Source organism: Occallatibacter sp. FHG110214_02, from assembly GCF_059115385.1.
Window position 1 is genome coordinate 95,270 of record NZ_JBZYWK010000004.1, and the last position, 18,559, is coordinate 113,828.

At 57.2% G+C, this 18,559-nt stretch carries 18 protein-coding genes; 4 read left to right on the forward strand and 14 right to left on the reverse strand.

Features of this window, described 5'->3' with window-relative positions; genetic code table 11:
* Positions 1–13 precede the first annotated feature (13 nt).
* The 11 genes from hpnE to AC5S3R_RS05520 all read right to left on the reverse strand — a co-directional run bounded on the left by hpnE (position 14) and on the right by AC5S3R_RS05520 (position 12,240).
* Positions 14–1,447, reverse strand: coding sequence for a hydroxysqualene dehydroxylase HpnE (gene hpnE / locus AC5S3R_RS05470; protein WP_494266000.1), 1,434 nt, complete (start codon positions 1,445–1,447; stop codon positions 14–16).
* Between the two features lie 3 nt (positions 1,448–1,450).
* Positions 1,451–2,365 (reverse strand): phytoene/squalene synthase family protein, encoded by a 915-nt coding sequence (locus AC5S3R_RS05475; RefSeq protein ID WP_494266001.1) that lies wholly within the window; start codon positions 2,363–2,365, stop codon positions 1,451–1,453.
* A gap of 8 nt (positions 2,366–2,373) precedes the next feature.
* Positions 2,374–3,351, reverse strand: a complete 978-nt coding sequence (hpnC, locus tag AC5S3R_RS05480) for a squalene synthase HpnC (protein ID WP_494266002.1) — start codon at positions 3,349–3,351, stop codon at positions 2,374–2,376.
* A gap of 9 nt (positions 3,352–3,360) precedes the next feature.
* The gene (locus AC5S3R_RS05485) at positions 3,361–4,404 is read right to left on the reverse strand and encodes a zinc-dependent alcohol dehydrogenase (RefSeq protein ID WP_494266003.1); all 1,044 of its coding nucleotides are present in this window, start codon (positions 4,402–4,404) and stop codon (positions 3,361–3,363) included.
* A gap of 3 nt (positions 4,405–4,407) precedes the next feature.
* Positions 4,408–5,538 (reverse strand): zinc-dependent dehydrogenase, encoded by a 1,131-nt coding sequence (locus AC5S3R_RS05490; RefSeq protein WP_494266143.1) that lies wholly within the window; start codon positions 5,536–5,538, stop codon positions 4,408–4,410.
* A gap of 4 nt (positions 5,539–5,542) precedes the next feature.
* Positions 5,543–6,235 carry a phosphorylase family protein gene (locus tag AC5S3R_RS05495; RefSeq protein WP_494266004.1) on the reverse strand — a complete coding sequence of 231 codons (693 nt, stop codon included), beginning with the start codon at positions 6,233–6,235 and terminating at the stop codon, positions 5,543–5,545.
* Entirely contained in the window at positions 6,232–7,248 is a 1,017-nt protein-coding gene (gene hpnA, locus AC5S3R_RS05500; protein ID WP_494266005.1) for a hopanoid-associated sugar epimerase, read from the reverse strand. Before hpnA ends, AC5S3R_RS05495 begins: the two co-directional genes overlap by 4 nt.
* Positions 7,249–7,380: 132 nt before the next feature.
* Positions 7,381–7,809 (reverse strand): hypothetical protein, encoded by a 429-nt coding sequence (locus AC5S3R_RS05505; protein ID WP_494266006.1) that lies wholly within the window; start codon positions 7,807–7,809, stop codon positions 7,381–7,383.
* On the reverse strand, positions 7,806–8,921 hold the full coding sequence (hpnH, locus tag AC5S3R_RS05510) for an adenosyl-hopene transferase HpnH (RefSeq protein ID WP_494266007.1): 1,116 nt from the start codon (positions 8,919–8,921) through the stop codon (positions 7,806–7,808). Before hpnH ends, AC5S3R_RS05505 begins: the two co-directional genes overlap by 4 nt.
* Positions 8,922–9,021: 100 nt before the next feature.
* Positions 9,022–11,037 carry a squalene--hopene cyclase gene (gene shc / locus AC5S3R_RS05515; RefSeq protein WP_494266008.1) on the reverse strand — a complete coding sequence of 672 codons (2,016 nt, stop codon included), beginning with the start codon at positions 11,035–11,037 and terminating at the stop codon, positions 9,022–9,024.
* 174 nt (positions 11,038–11,211) lie between these two features.
* A complete protein-coding gene (locus AC5S3R_RS05520) occupies positions 11,212–12,240 on the reverse strand; it encodes a 4-hydroxy-3-methylbut-2-enyl diphosphate reductase (protein WP_494266009.1) in 1,029 nt (342 codons plus the stop codon).
* Positions 12,241–12,695: 455 nt separating this feature from the next.
* Here AC5S3R_RS05520 and AC5S3R_RS05525 point away from each other — a divergent pair, with 455 nt between their 5' ends.
* Positions 12,696–13,061, forward strand: coding sequence for a VOC family protein (locus tag AC5S3R_RS05525; protein WP_494266010.1), 366 nt, complete (start codon positions 12,696–12,698; stop codon positions 13,059–13,061).
* Between the two features lie 11 nt (positions 13,062–13,072).
* Here AC5S3R_RS05525 and AC5S3R_RS05530 read toward each other — a convergent pair whose 3' ends face one another.
* On the reverse strand, positions 13,073–14,188 hold the full coding sequence (locus AC5S3R_RS05530) for a glycosyltransferase (protein WP_494266011.1): 1,116 nt from the start codon (positions 14,186–14,188) through the stop codon (positions 13,073–13,075).
* A gap of 71 nt (positions 14,189–14,259) precedes the next feature.
* Here AC5S3R_RS05530 and AC5S3R_RS05535 point away from each other — a divergent pair, with 71 nt between their 5' ends.
* The gene (locus AC5S3R_RS05535; RefSeq protein WP_494266012.1) at positions 14,260–14,589 is read left to right on the forward strand and encodes a zinc-ribbon domain containing protein; all 330 of its coding nucleotides are present in this window, start codon (positions 14,260–14,262) and stop codon (positions 14,587–14,589) included.
* A 197-nt stretch (positions 14,590–14,786) separates the two neighbouring features.
* On the opposite strand, the gene AC5S3R_RS05540 is transcribed toward AC5S3R_RS05535, so the two are convergent.
* Both AC5S3R_RS05540 and AC5S3R_RS05545 read right to left on the reverse strand, forming a co-directional pair.
* Positions 14,787–16,727: a tRNA nucleotidyltransferase/poly(A) polymerase family protein gene (locus AC5S3R_RS05540; RefSeq protein ID WP_494266013.1), complete on the reverse strand. Its 1,941-nt coding sequence runs from the start codon at positions 16,725–16,727 to the stop codon at positions 14,787–14,789.
* A gap of 103 nt (positions 16,728–16,830) precedes the next feature.
* Positions 16,831–16,995, reverse strand: a complete 165-nt coding sequence (locus AC5S3R_RS05545; RefSeq protein WP_494266014.1) for a hypothetical protein — start codon at positions 16,993–16,995, stop codon at positions 16,831–16,833.
* Positions 16,996–17,018: 23 nt separating this feature from the next.
* Here AC5S3R_RS05545 and AC5S3R_RS05550 point away from each other — a divergent pair, with 23 nt between their 5' ends.
* Positions 17,019–17,498, forward strand: coding sequence for a DUF6982 domain-containing protein (locus tag AC5S3R_RS05550; RefSeq protein WP_494266015.1), 480 nt, complete (start codon positions 17,019–17,021; stop codon positions 17,496–17,498).
* Between the two features lie 107 nt (positions 17,499–17,605).
* Positions 17,606–18,370: a cytochrome c oxidase subunit 3 gene (locus tag AC5S3R_RS05555; RefSeq protein ID WP_494266016.1), complete on the forward strand. Its 765-nt coding sequence runs from the start codon at positions 17,606–17,608 to the stop codon at positions 18,368–18,370.
* The last annotated feature ends 189 nt before the right edge of the window (positions 18,371–18,559 follow it).

Here is an 18,559-nt window from a genome sequence, read left to right on the forward strand (position 1 = left end):
CAGCTATAAGCTTCTAGCTCTTAGCTACCAGCTTATAGATTATGGGCATCAGGCCTTTGGGTTTGAGATCGATCTCAAGATACTTCGTCCAGAGTTTTTCAAAATCCCATACGACTCCCGCAGCTAGATGTCCAGACCGTGCAGCACTCTCCATTGTGGATGGCCAGCCTGTGGCTACCCAGTCTCCTGCGAGCGCAAGATGAGGCCACGGCGAGATTGAGTTGGGGCGTGCAGAGTCAATGCCGGGATGCACACCGAAAGTCGCACGGACTTCCTTGATGAGCGCTACCTTTTCGAGCTTCGCTTCGCGGGTAGCGGGGAAAAATTCTTCCAGTTCCCTTATGGCGAGGTCGATTGCTTCTTGGCGTTCCAATGCAGCGAAGCTGCGCGATGTGCTGACGACCAGTTCTACATAACTTCCCTGCACTTTGCGCCACGGCTGCAGTTTGCTCTTGTTGTAGAGCCAGTGAAGTTCCCGGTCCAGCAGAACGGCGTGATCTAGTTCTGTGATTTCGCGGTCAAACCATAGATGCACGCTGCAGATGGGCCAGTGTTCGTGCTGGGCAATCTGCTTAGCGAGCTTATCAACACCTTCGGCTTGCGGCATGTTCGGCAATAGCTTGCCGAGTGCTTCAAAGGGCAATGCGAGGATTACGTAATCGGCTTTAACGGGCCCGGTGCGGGTTTTGATGGCCCAGTGAGATTCTTCGCTATAGCTGAGTGCTTCTACGTTGGTGTTGTAGAGGACGCTGGAGCCGCGCGCGGTGAGGAACTGCTCGGCGTTTTTGTAGAGTTCACTGAGAGGCACGGTGCTCATGCCCATGCTGCCGGCTTCGGCGGAGTTCAGGAAGAGTTCGCGCACGACCTTGGCGGCGTAGGAGACGCTGATGCGATCGAGCTCGGCATTCAATGCACTGGCGATGACTAGACGCCAGAAGCGGTTGATGGCATTTTCAGGCTGCTTGTAGCGATGAAGCCATTCGAGAAGCGATTCTTTGCTTTCTTCAATTGTGCCAATGCGCATCATGGCGTTGAAGGCGCGAATGATTGCGAACTTGTCTGCAGCGGTGAAGGCCTGGGCATTGAGCAATGCCGGGAGGCCATGCAGCGGAGGGGGCAACGAGCTTGGCGCGAGACGCGAGCGCTGGCCGCCGGGCGCGATCATCGTCATCTCGCTGGTCCAGTGAATCTTGTCTGCTACGCCGATGCGCTTGTAGAAGCCGATGAGATTGGTACAGCAGCCGAAGAGAACGTGCTGACAGTTATCAATAACTTCATTGACGCCGGGATGCAGGTACGAGGAAGCGCGGCCACCTAGATAGCCTCTGCGCTCGATGAGTTGAACACGAAAACCTGCTTCGGCAAGAGCGCAGGCTGCGCTCATGCCTGCTACACCGCCGCCAATGACTGCGACAGTTTTTGCGTTGGCTTGTGGGGCTGTGCTCATGCGCTAGAGACCGAGCCTCGCAATGCCCATACGGATCATGCCAATGGCAAGTGTGGCTAGCTTTTGCGCCGTCGGTACGCTGGCTCGCTCAGAGAATACGTCGTAGTTTGCGCTGCGAATGCGCTTGAGCAGGCTATGGTAGATGTTGACTAACACCCATAGCGCGGGGCGGCTCTCTTTGTTGATGAGCGGCATGAGTTGCAGCGCGGATTTGTAGTAGCTTTCGGCTCGTTGCGCAATTTCCGCCAGCAGGGCACGTTCATTCGTGTTTGGAGGTGTTTGCGGCTTACGACGCAAGAACGCTTCGAGCGGTACATTGTGCTTTGCGAGGTCTTCAAGAGGAAGATAGACGCGATTGCGCTCGGCGTCTTCCTGCACGTCGCGAAGTATATTCGTTAACTGGAATGCGATGCCTGTTTCTTCCGCAAATTTTTCTGCACGAGGGTCGGTGTAACCGAAGATACGGATGCAGACGAGGCCTACGACCGAGGCTACGAGATAGCAGTAGCGATAAAGGTCGTTGAATGTTGCATAGGTGTCAGGGGCATCGCTTGCAGCATTTTCTAAATCCATTGTTGTGCCTGCTACGAGTTCATCGAGCAGGCTTAGAGGGATGTTGAAGCGCTGGATGGTATCGCAGGTGGCGAAGAAAACGGGGTCAGTTGTTGGCGCGCCGCTGGCGGCATTGTGCCAATCGGCAAGCCATGTGTCGATATTCTTGCGGCGGGTTTCGCGCGGGAGGGACTCGTCGTCTGCGAGATCGTCGGCCTTGCGCATGAAGGCATAGATGGCGCAGATGGCGTCACGGCGCGGTGCGGGCAGAGCAACGAAGGAGTAATAAAAATTCTTCGCTTCGCGCTTGGCGATATCGCGGCAGATCGCATAGGCGCTCGTAAGTGTGAGCGCTGAAGTTGTCATGGTTGCGGTCAAGCTGCCTTCCCCAGACGCACGAATGGAAATAGTTTGCTGCTGACGGCGCGGAGCGCGAGTTGCAGCTTGGTGCTCTTTGTAATGGCAGGACGCGCGCTGAGAACATCGTAGTTCTGACGTTCAATGGCGCGAAGGATTTCAAGGCCTCCACGGCTGAAGAGATCGAGGTCTAGTGCGAGATCGCGATTCACCTTGCCGATGAGCGGAAGGCCTTGTGTGAAGAGGCTGCGGGCGTAATCGACTTCGTGCTTGAGCAGAGCGCGGAATTCGGGCGTGGCAGTTCCCTGCTCGATGGTTGCGTCGGTCACTCCAAAGCGCTGCATGTCTACCTGCGGAATGTAGACGCGGTTCTTTTGCCAATCGACACTTACGTCCTGCCAGAAGTTTGCAAGCTGCAGCGCAGAACAGGTTGCATCCGAGAGGCGGAAGAACTCTTGCTGCGCTTCAGGCTTTACTTCACCGCAGGCATAGAGGACGAGACGGCCAACGGGATTTGCGGAGTAGCGGCAGTAAGCAAGCACGTCGTCCATAGTGGCGAAGCGCTTGACGGTCTGGTCCTGACGAAAAGCAACGAGCAAATCCGCAAAAGGTTCTTTGGGAATACTGCACTGGCGGATGGTTTCCGCGAGTGCGACGAATACAGGATGGCGGGCACGGCCTTCATAACAAGCATCGAGTTCACGGCCCCAGAGGTCGAGAAGCGCGAGGGCTTGCGCGGATTCGGGAACTTCATCGCCTAGATCGTCCGAGATGCGGCAGTACGCATAGATGGAATGAAAATGCGGGCGCAGAGCTTTGGGCAGAAACCATGAGGCTACATGGAAGTTTTCGTAGTGCGACTCAGAGAGGACTTTGCAATAGGCCTGCGCTTCGGCGAGCGTGGGCGCAACGTCCGGAATGCGATAGGACGCGGGAAGCGCGGCCCAGCCCTGCTCGATTAGCGCTTGATTCGATGTTTCAGTTGCCGCAGTCATGAGAGCCTTCTAGGGAACGATTACCGTTTTGATTTCACTGTTGCGGTTCATGAGCTTTTCAAAGACGCGGTTTAGCTCGTAGAGATGCGCATGGCCGGTAATGAATGCGCCAGCTTGAAAGCGGCCACCTGATATGAGTTCGAGCGCCTGGCGGCAGATGGCCGGCGTGTGATGGAAGGTGGCGCGCAATGTGATGTCGTTGTAATGGAGCAGATTGGTGTCGAGCTTGACTTGCGTTCCGGCAGCCGGGCCGCCGAAGAAGTTGACGGTGCCACCTTTGCGAACGAGTTCGACGGCTTCATGCCAGCCGTCAGGATGTCCGGTGGCTTCAATTGCGATGTCAACGCCACGATTGTTGGGCGTGAGTGCCCGGGTCTGCTTGATTGCGTCAGAGATGCTGCGGGTTTGCACGACATGTGCAGCGCCGAGTTGTTTGGCTGCTTCGGCCTGTCCATCGTGACGAACGAGCGCGATAGCTTCGCAGCCGGCGAGCGCAGCTACATGCAGAATCATGAGACCGAGCGGACCGCCGCCGATGATGGCTACAGTGTCGCCGGGGCTTGCGTGCGAGTCCACAAAGCCGTGGACGGCACAGGCTAAGGGCTCGGTGAGGGCAGCATGCTCGAAAGCAACATGAGCGGGAACATGCAGCGTGTTTTTGGCGACGATGCGCGCAGGAACGCGAATGTATTCGGCGTAGGCTCCATTGTTGAAGAGCAGGTCGTCGCAGAGGTTCTCCTGATTGCGCTGGCAGAAGTAGCACTGGCCGCACGGAGCAGAGTTAAGCGCGACTACGCGGTCACCTGCCTGGAATCCTGTTACGCCTTCGCCTGCTTCCACTACGGTTCCTGCGAGCTCGTGGCCGAAGAGTGCGGGAGGAACAATCATGCGAGCGTGGTAGCCGCGGCGGAAGACTTTCAGGTCCGTGCCGCAGGTGAGCGCCGCGCCCACACGCACGATTAGCTCCCCGGAGGCCGCGCTTGGTACGGGAACCTGCTCAATGCGTATGTCTTCGCGCCCGTGAAGGACGGCGGCTTGCATGGTGGATGCCATGACTTACTCCCTTCCTGCCCCTGGCGCTGTCTCCACCATGATTTTCATGGAGTCTGCCTTGGGGTGCGAGGCTATGTCTACGCCTTGAATGGCGTCTTCGAGAGCAAAGCGGTGTGAAATCAGCTGCGTTAAATCCAAGCCATTACGGTATCCGTTAAATACAAGATCCGCGACTTCATCGGCGATATCGAACGAAGACGAATAGGAACCCATCAGTGTCTTTTCGTTCATGCAGACTTCCGCCGGGTCAAATGCTGCCTGGCTGTGCTGCGTTTGCGCAAAGAGCATGACCTTGCCGCCCATGCGGCAGGCGTCCATGGCCTGCTGGATGAGGGCGTTGCCGCCGACGGCGAGGATTACAGCGTCTGCGCCTCGGCCTTCCGTTTCTGCTTTGACGCGCTCAACTACGTTTCCCTTACCGGCGTCAATGTAATTTTTGAGGCCGAATTTTTCGGCGATGGCGTGACGCTCGGGATAGAGGTCGGAAGTGAGAACGCGTGCTCCGGTGTGGCTGGCAAGGACGGCGTGCATGAGACCGATGGGGCCCTGGCCGATTACCAGCACTGTGTCGTCGGATTCGAGATTGAGAAGCTTGACGCCTTTGTAGACGGTGTTGAGCGGTTCGATGAAGGCAGCCTGCTCGAAAGGAATGCCGTCGGGGATGGCGACTACTCCGCCGCCTTCGACGATCCAGTCCATGACACGGATGTATTCAGCGAAGCCTCCGCCGGAGGGCTCAAAGCCCGCGGTTGCGCCGGTCTTCTTGTAGAGCGGGCATTGCGCGGGCGTGCCTTTGCGGCAGTAGAAGCACTTGCCGCAGGGGACGTGGTGGTAGACCATGACGCGCTGGCCTACGACGAATCTGGTGACGCCTTCTCCAGCGGCTACGATGGTGCCTGCCATCTCATGGCCGAAGATGCGCGGGGCGGAGTGCGAGCCGAGATGAATTTTTTTGAGGTCAGTGCCGCAGATGCCGCAGGTGGCGATTTTGACGAGCAGCTCGCCGGGGCCGATTTCAGGCACGGGAACGGTTTCAAGGCGCAGGTCATTGATGCCGCGATAGACGACGGCGCGCATGGTGTCGGGGATGGCGCTTGCGGCGCTCGATTGCGAAGTAACGGTTTGTGTAGCCATGGCGTTAGTTAGCGGCGTCCTGCGCAGTAAGAAATTCACCCAGGGTTTGCGCGATGTTGCGGGCCGCCTTGTTACTATTTTCGCCCATTTGTATGAGTGCAGGCCAGTGCCAGGGGCGCGGGAGGATATGGAGAATCAATTTAGTGGTCTGGAGCTGGCCTGAGGACGTCAGGAAGGCGTTGAAGTCTGGGAGTTTGGCGTGGAGCGGGTCGCTGACGCCCTTGATGGCATAGAACGGGATGCCGCGCGCGGCGGCGAGGCGGCCAATGGCAGCGGCTTCCATGTCTACGAGTGCGGCGTTGTAGGTGGAGGCGATGTGGAGCTTTTCAGGCTCGTCGGCTACGCGGTCGGATGTGGCGAGCCAGAGGTTGCCGGCTTCGGCGTCGCAGCGGAAACGCTGGCCGGTAAGGATGTCGATGACTCCGGCTACGTTATGTGCGGAGCCTGCGGGAATGTTAGCGCGGAGCGCTCCGGCCCAGCCGATGGAGAAGACGAGGTCGATGGGGCCACCGTCTTCGAGGGCTGCGAAAGCGCGCGTGGCAGCTTGCTGGCCTGCTCCAGCGCAGGCGGCAATCCATTCCTCTTCTTCATTGCGCTGCGCCCAGAAGTGAATACCGTCGCGGGTGCTGTGCGGCCAGCCGTTGACAAACGGCTTGAGCTCGCCGGGAAAGGCGCTGATGATGGCTACGCGGGTCATGGTTGGACCTGCCTGGCTGTTTCCTTTGTCACGTAACCGTTGGCGCGGAACCATTCGATGGCGGCACGCATGGCGGGATAGACGGGAGCGATGCGGAAGCCTAGCTCCTGCTGGGCTCTCGCGCTGGAGGCAAACATTTTTTTGCGGCCCATACGGACTTCTTCGAGCGTGGCGCGAGGCTCCTTATTGCGGATGCGGCCGGTGATGATTTCTTCAAAGAAGGCGTAGGTGGCAGCTACGGCGAAGGGGATTTCTACTTTGGGCGATGGGATGCCGGTGATGGCGGACATCTTGTCGAGGATTTGCTTGAGCGTGAGGTTTTCTCCGCCGAGAATGTAGCGGCGGCCCGGCGTGCCTACTGTGAGCGCGTCTACGTGGGTCTTGGCGACTTCGGCGACATCCACGAGGTTGAGGCCGGTGTCCATGTAGGCCGGGAATTTGCCATTGAGGAAGTCCACGAAGATGCGGCCTGTGGGCGTGGGCTTGGAGTCGTTGGGACCGATGGGCGTGGTCGGGTTCAGAATGATGACTTGCTGGCCGTCCTGCGCTGCGGCGATGGCTTGCTGCTCGGCGAGGAACTTGGAACGTTTGTAATGACCTACCATGTCTGCGAGCGAGACGGGCGTGTCTTCGTTGACGGTAACGCCGTCGGTGCGGAAGTGCATGGTGGCTACGCTGGATGTGTAGACGACCCGGCGGACATTGGCTTCGCGAGCAGCACGGAGAAGATCACGCGTGCCGTCCACGTTGGCGCGGTACATGGTTTCGGGGTCGCGAATCCAGAGGCGATAATCGGCGGCTACGTGCATTACCGCATCGCAGCCTTGCAGCGCTGGCGTGTAGGTAGAAGCATTGAGGAGGTCGCCTACTACGGTTTCGCCGGAGATGCCTTCGAGGTTTGCAAGATTGCTGGATTTGCGAACGAGGAAACGGAGTTCAGCGCCCTGTGCGGCTAGAGCCTTCGCCACATGGTGACCAACAAAGCCTGTCGCGCCGGTAATAAAAACTTTCATAAGAGGTCAGAAATCCGTTTTCTAAGCCGAAGCCAATTCTAAATCTGCATACAAACTATTGAGTGTTTGGAACCGTGAAAAAGCGGCCAGAAATCCTCTGATCTCTGACCGCTGATCTTTGATCTCTACTTGTTAATCCAGCTTTTCGGGATGCAGTGCAATGTTCTTTTCGCCTGCGGCCTTGCGTTCGTTGTACGCCTTGACCCAGTCTTCCCAGTGCTTGCCTGCGGCGCGGTCTTTGCCGCTGAACTCAAGACGCGCAATTTCGGCATAGCTTACCTTGCGCTTTTCCGGAGCCGTGGGGATGAAATACTGAACCCAGGAATCAGACAGCGTGTTGCCGGTCTGGCGGTTGAAGATGAAGGCGTCGAGCTTTTCGCCGGACTTGAGCGTGATGCTCACATCGCCGCGATAGTCGAAGGCCTTTTCAAGCGCGTTGCGCACTTCTTCATCCGTGGCCATCTCGGGAATCCAGCCTTCGAGCTTTTCGTGCTCGGTGCCGGGTGCGACTTCCATGGACTCGATCTGGTCCATGGTGTATTTCAGGACTTCGGCGCTCATGCGTTGGTCTCCTCTAATGCGCGTGCGGACTCAATCTGCACGAGAGGCGTGTGCGATTCGCTCTTCCAGTCGGCAAGCAGCTTGGCGGCGTGCTCGTCCTTGTAGCTGGAGAAGGTTCCCTTCACCATGCCGAAGAAGCCCTTGAGAGTGGTAAAGCCTTCCGTGACTGCAGTGGGCTCGTAGCCACAGCTCACCATGCAGTTGGCGCATTTGGGATTACCGCTGGCCACGCCGTACTCTTCAAACTTCGTGGTCTCCATCAGCTCCTGGAAGGTTTCTGCGTAGCCATCCTGCAACAGGTAGCACGGCTTCTGCCAGCCAAAGATGTTGTACGCAGGATTGCCCCACGGAGAGCACTCGTACTTGCGGTCGCCCATGAGGAATTCCAGGAACAAGGGCGACATATTGAACTTCCAGCTTTTCTTGCGGTTCGACAAGATGGCGCGGAACATGCGGCGCACGCGGGCGCGGCCGAGGAAGCGGTGCTGATCGGGGGCCATCTCGTAGCTGTAGCCCGGCGAAAGCACGATGCCTTCAACGCCCATGTCCATCACTTCATCAAAGAAGGCGCGCACAGAGTTGGGGTCGGTGCCATCAAAGAATGTCGCGTTGGTAGTAACGCGGAAGCCGCGCTTCACCGCTTCCTTGATGCCTTCAACAGCAAGGTCCCAGCCGCCTTCACGGCAAACGGAGAAATCATGATGCTCACGCTGTCCATCAAGATGCACGGAGAACGTGAGGTACTTCGACGGCGTGAACTCGTGCAGACGGCGCTTCAGCTCAAGCGCATTGGTGCACAGATAGATGTACTTCTTGCGCGCAATGAGCCCATTCACAATCTCGACGATCTGCGGATGCAGCAACGGCTCACCGCCGGGAATGGACACCATCGGCGCACCGCATTCTTCCACCGCGTGGAAACACTCTTCCGGCGTGAGCTGCTTTTTCAAAATGTGCGGCGGATACTGCACTTTGCCGCAACCGGCGCAGGCCAGGTTGCAGCGAAAGAGCGGTTCGAGCATCAGCACCAGCGGATAACGCTTGTTGCCCTTGAGATGCTGCTTGACTACGTAGCTTGCTACCGTCCACATCTGGGAGATAGGAACTGCCATCGTTTGTTTATCCCTCAGGGGCTAAAGCCCCGCGAAATTTCCGGCTCTTTCGGCACGACCAAAGTCGTGCCCTTACAAAACTCATGCACAACCAGCAACGCTAGTTGGTGCGTTCCATCGCCCGCTTGTAGGCCGTCAGCGCCATCAGCGGGAAGTATTGGCGGTACATGTGATACGCCAGATAAAAGACTCTGGGGAAGCCCGTTCCGGTAATGATAGCCTGCCGAATCTTGCCTTCACCCATCGATTCGTCCCAGCCGCCATCCTGTTCCTGACGAGTTAACAGCCAGCGAACACCCTTGGCAATTGAGTCCGAGCGATCATCGCCCGCAGCCAACAGGCCCAGCAGAGCCCAAGCCGTTTGCGAAGGCGTGCTGGTGCCGGTGCCGCGCAGGTTGGGATCGTCGTAGCTGCCGCAGGTTTCGCCCCATCCACCATCGGAGTTCTGCACCATGCGAATCCACTCGGCAGCCTGCTGAATCTGCGGCTCGTTGTGATCCATGCCAATCGCATCAAGCCCGCGCAGAACCAGGAACGTCCCGTAAAGATAGTTGACGCCCCAGCGCCCAAACCAGCTTCCGTCCGGTTCCTGCTCCTTGAAGATGAAATTGATGGCCTTCTGCACACGCTTATCGTCGCGCGTGTAGCCATAGGTCGCCAGCATCTCCAGCATGCGGCCAGTGATGTCCACCGTCGGCGGATCGAGCATCGCGTTGTGGTCCGCAAAGGGAATGTACTGGAAGATCATCTTCGTGTTGTCTTTGTCGAAGCTGGCCCAGCCGCCATTCCTGCACTGCATGGCGAACTCCCAATCAATGGCGCGCTGCGCAACGTCATGCTGATAACGCTCGCGCGGATTGTCCACCTTGCTCAGCGCCAGCAGCACCTGCGCCGTATCGTCCGTGTCCGGATAAAACTCGTTGTTGTACTCGAAGTACCAGCCGCCCGGCTCCGTGTTGCGAACCTTAACCGCCCAGTCGCCCTTATGCCGAACTTCCTTCGACAACATCCAGTCCACGGCTTTGAGCAGGCGGGGATCGGTACGCGAAATACCGGCATCACCAAGTGCAGTAACCGCCTGCGCCGTATCCCAGACTGGCGACATGCAAGGCTGCATGCGGAAGGTCTCCGCGATATGCTCGTTGGCCGGCTCTTCAATGCCAAGCTTTTCAAACTCATCGCGAGCGCGAATGACCTGCGGATCATCTTCCGAATAGCCCAGGCAGCGCAGCGCAATAATCGCGTTCATCATGGCCGGATAGATAGCGCCAAGTCCATCCGTCATCTCCAGCCGCTCCAGCATCCACTTCTCCGCGCGCCTGATCGCCAGCGAGCGCAGCGGACGAATATGCACCCGCTCCGACCAGTGCATCAGGCGATCGAGAACCAGGAAGAAATTCCGCCACGAGATAGGCTTCTTGCGATCCATGCGCAGGTGCAAAATCGCATTCTCGCGGCCCCCAACGAAGAGTTCGTTAATCCCCTGCTCTGGCGGAATCTTCTTGAACGGTTTCTTCGCATACATAATGGCCAGCGGCACCAGAATCGACCGCGACCACGAAGAGATTTCGTAGATGTTGAAGTAGAACCAGTTGGGAAAGAGAACAATCTCCGGCGGAATGGCAGGCACGGCGTCGTAGTCGTACTGGCCGAGCGCGCAGAGATACATCTTGGTGAAGGTGTTGCACTCGATGACGCCGCCGTTCGCGAGAATCCATTCCCGCGCTTTGACCAGTTCCGGCGCATCCGCAGTAAGGCCCATGAGCTTGGCGGAGAAGTAGCACTTCACGGAGAGAGAAATGTTGCCCGGCCCACCGGGATAGATGCTCCAGCTTCCATCTTCGTTCTGGTAACGCATCATCTCGGTGTAGGCGCGCTTGAGGCGGCCGGGATCACCGGATTCGAGCAACACATGAAGGAAGATGTAGTCGGCTTCCAGCATGGAGTCGGCTTCGAGTTCCCCGCACCAGTAGCCATCAGGATGTTGCTTGGAGAGAAGATAGTTTGCCGAGCGGCCTATTGCCGCATCTACGTCAGCCAGGTCCGCGTCGAGACGTCCGAATTTAGGAACAACAGGGGATGCGACGGACTGCTGATTGCCTTGCTGTATGCTCATGCGGTCTTCAATACCCTCTCTGGGGGAGACGCGGTCTAAAACCAGAACAAAACCTGCTTAACCGCAACCTAACGGAAAGACGCGCCGGAATATTCTTGAGCGGCGCGTCAAATATTTCCACTGATTCCTAACGGCATGAGCCCCCAAATGTTCTCACAGCCGTCTTCTCTACAATTACTGCACCGGAACGGACTGTCCCCCGCCTGCACTGCCGATAGCTTGAACAATCTCAGGCGGCAGACCAAAACGCACATTTTCCGGCATAACCTCTACTTCTTCGACGCTTCCGAAGCCGTTTAGACGCAAATAATTTACAACGTCTTCCACGAGGATTTCCGGAGCGGACGCGCCAGCCGTAACTGCAACATTATTGACATCTTGCAGCCACTTTGGATCAATAGCTGCGGAGTTATCAATCAGGTAACCATGGGTGCCAAGGTTGCGCGAAACCTCAACAAGGCGGTTGGAGTTGGAGCTGTTGGTCGAACCGACGACGAGAACCAGGTCTGCCTGGTGCGCGACGTTGCGAACCGCAGTCTGGCGGTTCTCCGTGGCGTAACAAATGTCCTGCGAGTGCGGACCAGCGATATTCGGAAACTTGATCTTGAGCGCCTGAATAATGTCGCGGGCTTCGTCGAGCGAAAGCGTGGTCTGCGTGAGATACGCAACACGGTTCGGATCGGGAACCTCAAGCGTGGCCACTTCTTCCGGGCTGGATACGATCTGCGTTACGTCCGGCGCTTCGCCGAAGGTGCCTTCGATTTCATCGTGGTCGCGATGGCCGACGAGAACCAGCGAGTAGCCCTGTTTAGCGAACTTGACGGCCTCGATGTGAACCTTGGTGACGAGCGGGCAGGTGGCGTCAATCACTTTAAGATTGCGGCCCTTGCTGCGCTCGCGGACGGCAGGCGATACACCGTGCGCGGAATAGATCACGCGCTGGCCATCGGGAACGTCGTCGATTTCATGAACAAAAATCGCGCCTTTTTCCGCTAATTCATTGACTACGTAGCGGTTGTGGACGATTTCACGGCGAACATAGATAGGCGCACCGAAGGTTTCCAGGGCAATCTTGACAATGTCAATAGCGCGGACAACGCCGGCGCAGAAACCGCGGGGCTTGAGAAGGAGAACTCGCTTCTGGGCTGCGGAAGAACCGTTTTCGGGGCCGGTTGCGATGGTATCGAGCACAGTTGAAGTCACGTTACTAGTATACCAACATTTAGGCAATTCGATAGTTTGCGGGATGGTTCAGGCGCTTGCTGCGCAGAACGAACTTATTTCCCTTTCCTCCAGGGTGTCTGCACCCGGTATGTTGGGGTTGCCGTGATGCTTGTGCGAGTGGCTTCCAACAATTTACGCCGAAGGAGCCAGTTCACTGCTGCTTGCGCGGAACTGCGGGAGATACCGACAGATTCCGCCAGATCCTGATAGCTGATTTGCACCGAGCCGCTGCGGCGCTGCTCTTCCGCAGTCAGCTATAGATAGACGACGAACACGACTGGGCGCTTGTCATGCCCGATCAGGTCGCGCATAAGCACATTCGTCACATAATCATCGAGATCTGTCATTGCTGTACCAATAGATGCTATAGCAATTGCTACCCGATTGCGTTCGCGAAAGTTGCAGGCTATTGTCCGATTAGTTCGGGAGGACCTATGATTCGCGGACTTAAAATTGTCAGCATTCCAGTAAGCAACCAGGACGTTTCGCTCAGGTTTTATACGGAAAAACTTGGCTTTCGAGTAGCTACCGACCAACAAATGGGGCCGGGACAGCGCTGGATAGAGCTGTCGATTCCGGGCTCGCCTGTGAACCTTGCGCTGTTTACTCCGCCGGGACATGAGGGCCGCATTGGTGGATTTCAACCAATGACCTTTTGGTGCGATGACGTTTTTGCAACATCGGCAATTTTGAAAACAAATGGCGTGGAGTTGGAAGAAGAGCCACGCAAGGAAATATGGGGCACGATGGCAAAATTCAAAGACCCGGATGGCAATATCTTTGTCTTTTCCAGCCGGTGAAAGCAGGCACGCTACCGCTTGTGCGACATGGATTCATAGACCTGTTCCCACAGAAGAGATTGCGTGTCCATGTTGAAGCTCTCAAGGATTCGATTGCGGGCGGCGCGGCCAATTGCTTCGCGGTGCTGCGCGGTGAGTTGCATGGTTTGGAGCATGGCCGCGGCAAGGGCTTCGGAGTTTTGCGCTGGGACGAGTTTGGCAGCGGCCCCAGCCAGTTCCTTGACCCCGCCTACATTCGTAGCAACAACGGGCTTCTGCATACACATGGCTTCGCCGAGAGCCAGAGGCATTCCCTCCCACGCGGAAGAGAGAACAAATGCGTCGGCAGCATCAAGTAACGCGGGGATATCCTTGCGGATTCCGAGCCAATCAACTGCACTGTTGAGTCCGAGAGAATTGGCCAGGCTTCGCAGGTGTTCGGCGTAAGCTGGGTCTCCGGCTCCAGCGATGGCGAGTTTTGCCGTGGGCGTTGTGGCGCGAATCTCAGCAAAAGCGCGTAGGAGCACCGGGTAGTCTTTGGCAGATGTAAGGCGGCCAGTGGCTATCCAGAGAAATTCATCCCGCAGCTTGAGCGCTGTGCGGGTTGCGGCGCGGCATTCAGAGTTCGGAGTGAACGCTGACACTTCTATGCCGTTGGAGATGACGCTGATTTTGACTGCGGGAACAGCGCGGAGTCTTATGTAACGCTCGCGGGCGGCTTCGCTCACGGCAATAGTGCGCTGGCTCAATGGGTCCGTCAGTCGATATGCGAGCATGCGCGGCCATGCTCCTTCATAAACATTGTGAATGGTGGAAAGCACAGGCGTTTGCGAAAGAAATGGCCGCAGAATGCGGGCGGCGAGATTGCCGTGGAAGTTATGGCTATGGATGAGGTGGGGGCGAAAGGCGCGGAGTTCTTCTAGCGCTTTTGCAAGCGCTTGAAATATATTGAGAGGCCGCTTGCAAACGTTCAGATGCACAATTTCAAACTGCGAATTAGAACTCACAAACCAGTCGTGCTCTCCGTGCGGCAACAGAATAAAGAGCTTAACCGTATGACCACGCTGAGCCATGCGGCGGGCCAGACCAATGACCTGCCGTTCCGCGCCGCCAACGCCGAGTGAGGTAAGCAGATAGGCGATTCTCATTAAAACCCTAAAATTACGCAAAAAGTAGAAAAACAGTGGTACAGTTGGCAATACATCTGCACGAGGTCACCATGTCCGGCGATATCCAACTTACTTGCAGCGATTGTGGGCAGGAGTTCACCTTCACCGCTGCCGATCAGGCGTTCTTTCAGGAACGCGGTTACTCGACTCCTAAACGCTGCAAACCCTGCCGTATGGCCAAGAAGAACAGCCAGGGTGGAGACAGCAGCGGATACCGTTCGTCGGCGCCGTCGCATGGAACCCCGGTTATTTGCTCGGGATGCGGCCAGCCCACAACGGTTCCGTTTGAGCCGCGTGGCGACCGTCCGGTTTTCTGCCGCGACTGCTACACGGCCCGCAAGGGTTCGGGTGGCGGCGGCGGACGCCGAGAGCGCTACTAACCTTACCGGCATTTTCTCAAGCAGCATTGCATGAGCCTGTCTGTATCGGCATGCGCGGAGGTGCGTCTGCGTGTGCCAATAAATTTTGAGAGAGATTGACCTGACGATAGCACGACGCTGCGAGATTTGAGCGGAAAAAGTAAAAGCCTCCAACCATGTTGAATGATTGGAGGCTTTTTGCTTTTCGCTGTTCTTTATTAGCGCTTCTTTGCGTGCTTTTTGGCAGGCTTGGAAGGCGCGTGCGGCTTCGGTTTGGTCTTTGCCGGCATCACCTTTTTAGGTTTATGCGGAACAACCTTGGAAGTCGCCTTCTTGACCGGAGCTTTCTTGGCCGGAGCCTTGGGCGCAGCCTTTTTCACTACCGGCTTGGGAGCTGGCTTGGCAGCCTTCTTTGCCGGCGCGGGCTTGGCCTTTACCGGAGCAACAGCTTTCTTAGCCGGAGCCTTGGCTGGCGCGTGCTTGACGGCCTTTGCAGGGGCTGCCGTTTTCTTCGGAGCAGGCTCCGCAACCTTGGCCGCAACGGGCGCGGGCTTGGCTGGTGCATGTGCAGCAGCTTTTACCGGGGCTGGCTTCGGCGCTGACTTGGCGGGCTTCGGTGCAGGTTCGGGAGCGGGCTTCCTGGCCTTGGGGGGCGCGGGAATGTCTTCTTCCTCGTCAGCGTCTTCCAAGTCGTCGGCTTCTTCATCTTCGTCCAGATCAGCCTTGGACATGCCGAGACCAATATCGTCTTCCCCGCCCATGTCGTCGAGGTCTTCGTCCGATGAAGAGCCTGCGGACTCCTCTTCATCCTCGTCGTAATCCTTAACGCGAGTTTCTGCGGCACGCCGACCACGCTGACGCTTGATGGTGGGCGGCGGCGGGGGCGGCGGCGGAGAATGTGGTTCAAGGAACGCCTTCATCTCCTCCGTCGTGGTGAGCTTGCCATCAATCAACTCAAGGAAGATGGAGTGCACGAGTTCGTTGTAGATCGGCAGCTCCGGCTTGATGCGCATTTCGAGCATCAGGGCATAGGGAATCTGCTGCTTGATCTGCGGCCATTCCTTGAGGAACTTTTCGTAGCGATTCTTGACTGCGGATTCCTTCGCCGTAAAGCCGAGCCAGAGAACAGCCTCGGGATCATAGGTGGTGAAAAGCTTATAGAGCTTGGACGGCTGCTGGTTTTCCTTGGCGAGTAGCACCTTGGAGAAGCCAGCCGCAGCAGCATCAAGACCGTTCCACTCTTCGACGAAGCCGGGACGCAGGAGGGCCTTTTTAAGCGCTGCGACATCTTTCGGCTGCAGTTTGGCGGTGAGCAACTGCATCTGAGCCGCCGACATATCCGCGTGAACGCCTTGCAGCAGCAGCTCAACACGAAGGTCGTGGAGGGTGTTGAGCTTGGCCACGTCGGCTTTGGCGTGTGTCCAGGCCGGAAAGAGATACTTCATCCAGCCTTCGGCCTCATAGGCTTCGAGAATTCTCAGGCTGTCGTCCTCGTGGCCGATCTGTTCAAGCTCGCGGCTGCGGGCCACCTTATTCAGATAGTCGATGGTGTCGTCGGCTTTAGCGTTCTCATAGCGCTGCTGTGAGCGGGGATCGAGTTCCCAGCCGAGGCGCACCTTAAAACGGGTAGCGCGGATAAGAAGCGAGGGGTCCTCAATAAATCCGTAATTGGAGACGAGGCGGAGGGTTCGGGCCTCGATGTCGGCGGCTCCGTTGAGGGGGTCCATGAGCAGGCCGTAAGAGCCTTCATTCAGAGAGATGGCCATGGCGTTGGCCGTAAAATCGCGGCGGCGCAGGTCGTCCTGAATAGTGGCGAAGTGATAGACCAGCTGGCCAGGCTTGGGGTAGTCAACGCGGTGCGTACTGACGAGATCGACGCGGATCGTACCCGGAAATGCGAGATAGAGCGTACGAGAAGTTTCGTCTTCGCCCCAGACCTTGGCGCCGGCCTTCTCAAGCTTTTTCTTCAACTTGAGAGCATTTCCCTGAAGTGCCACTTCCAGGTCGCGAACGGCATGACCGCTGGTCAGGTCACGGACGGCATCGCCGGTGAGAAAAAGGAGGAGTTCCGCATCGCGGGCGGCCTCGCGAAGGATGTGCAGGGCGTTTTGCTGATCGGCAGAAAGCCGGTTTTCCAAGAGGTAGACGTAATCGGGCATTGAGGGGTACCTGCTTCCGCTCCAAGTGCCTTAAGGTCTTACGCTTACGCGACACCCGGCACGGCTTGCAAAGGTGTACATTAACACAACTTACAAGGAATGGCTAGATGGGAATTGCACTAAAGTAGGGGCGAATGATGAGTGACGGAGGACGAATGGGAGACTGCGGCAGCTTCGCTCGCCCTTCGTCACTCGTCATTTGCTCTTGAATCTTCGCGCGGAACCTAAGCAAATATCCCCAAAACAGCAGGTTCGTGCGAAGATTCATTCGTGTCCTCCCAGCGCAAACCCGTGATTGTACGCAGGTTCGCCCGCGATTGGTTCGCGGGGTATGCGCCGGCTTCCCTGCCCGGTAAGTCTGCAGAGTTGGAGATTCTGGACCAGAGCGGCAAGGTGCTGCGGTTTGCGTGGGAGACGGTGAAGTGGGTCTGCTATGTGCGGGACTTGTCAACCGCCGTACCAGGAGAGGCGAACCCGGAACGTCTGCTACACAAGCGGTTTACAGTACGGCCCCGGCTGAAGGGGATATGGCTGCGGATGACACTGGAAGACGGCGAGGAACTGGAGGGGCTGGCCGCAAATGACCGCTCGTTAATTGACGGAGCGGGACTGCTACTGACACCGCCGGACCAGCGATCAAATACCCAGCGGATTTATGTGCCCCGGGCGGCTGTCCGGTCGTTGGAAGTGGTGAGCCTGATTGGATTTGGGAAGCGGAGGCCTTCCGAGCCCATGCCGGAGCTGTTTCCGGATGATGCACGAGGGACATAGGGGCCTCAGCTGGCTGCCTAAATGTAGAGGGTGGTAAAAAAGTCCGACTCGTGCGACACTTCATGCGTCCAAATATGTGCGGCTGTTCTCCGCGCTGAGGCAATGCCATGCCTGTCACTATTACTCGCATACCTGCGGAAATTGAACGGAAAGAGCCGGGGATTGGCGGCAAGCCTCCTGTTTCCCGGCGTCCGACGGGTGGTGGCGACAGCGGCGGGGATGATGATTGGCGCGGACCGCGTGGCGGAGCTCGCGATAGGCTGCAGCGCTTCCGGTTCTTTGTGTTTTTCGGCCTCGCGGGCGACATGATGGTTTTTGCCGTGCTCGTGGTGCTGTTTTTTGCGCGGCAAGCCGGCATGCGGATGGACCCGCACACCCACGAGATGATCGGTGACTGGCACCCCATCCAGCTTCCGCCGATTGTTTATCTCAATACCGCCGTGCTGCTGTTGAGCAGCCTGACGATGGAGATTGCCCGGCGAGGAATCTTTCGCGAAATTGACGTGCTGGAAGAGTGGTTCGGGCTGGGCAAGCCTGCGGTAAGGCGGGCGAGGCCATGGGTGGCGGCGACATTGGTACTTGGCGCGCTGTTTGTTACCGGACAGGTGATGGCATGGCAACAGCTCACGGCGCAAGGATTTGCATTTGACCAGTTCTCTACCCCGGCGAGTTATTTCTTTTATGTTGTGACGGGGCTGCATGCACTGCACCTGGTGGCAGGTGTGGCATTTTTGCTGTTTTGTCTGGTGGCGCTGAGTTGGCTGAAGCAGGTGCAGTCAAGGCAGATTGCCGTGGATGCTACGGCATGGTACTGGCATACGCTGGGGCTGGCATGGCTGCTATTGCTGGCAGTATTGGCGGCGGGACAATAAAGGGAGTAAGGAGTAGAAAACTACTCTGATGCGGCTAAGTACTCCATCTTTCCTCGGCGCATATATGCAAGAACCCTAAATCCTTTGCCGAGGACGTATTTGCTTTTGCAGTTGCTTTCTATTCCCTACTCCCTGTTCCCTATTCCTTGTCTTTTTCAGTTCCTGAGACGTTTCAACATAGCGGTACAG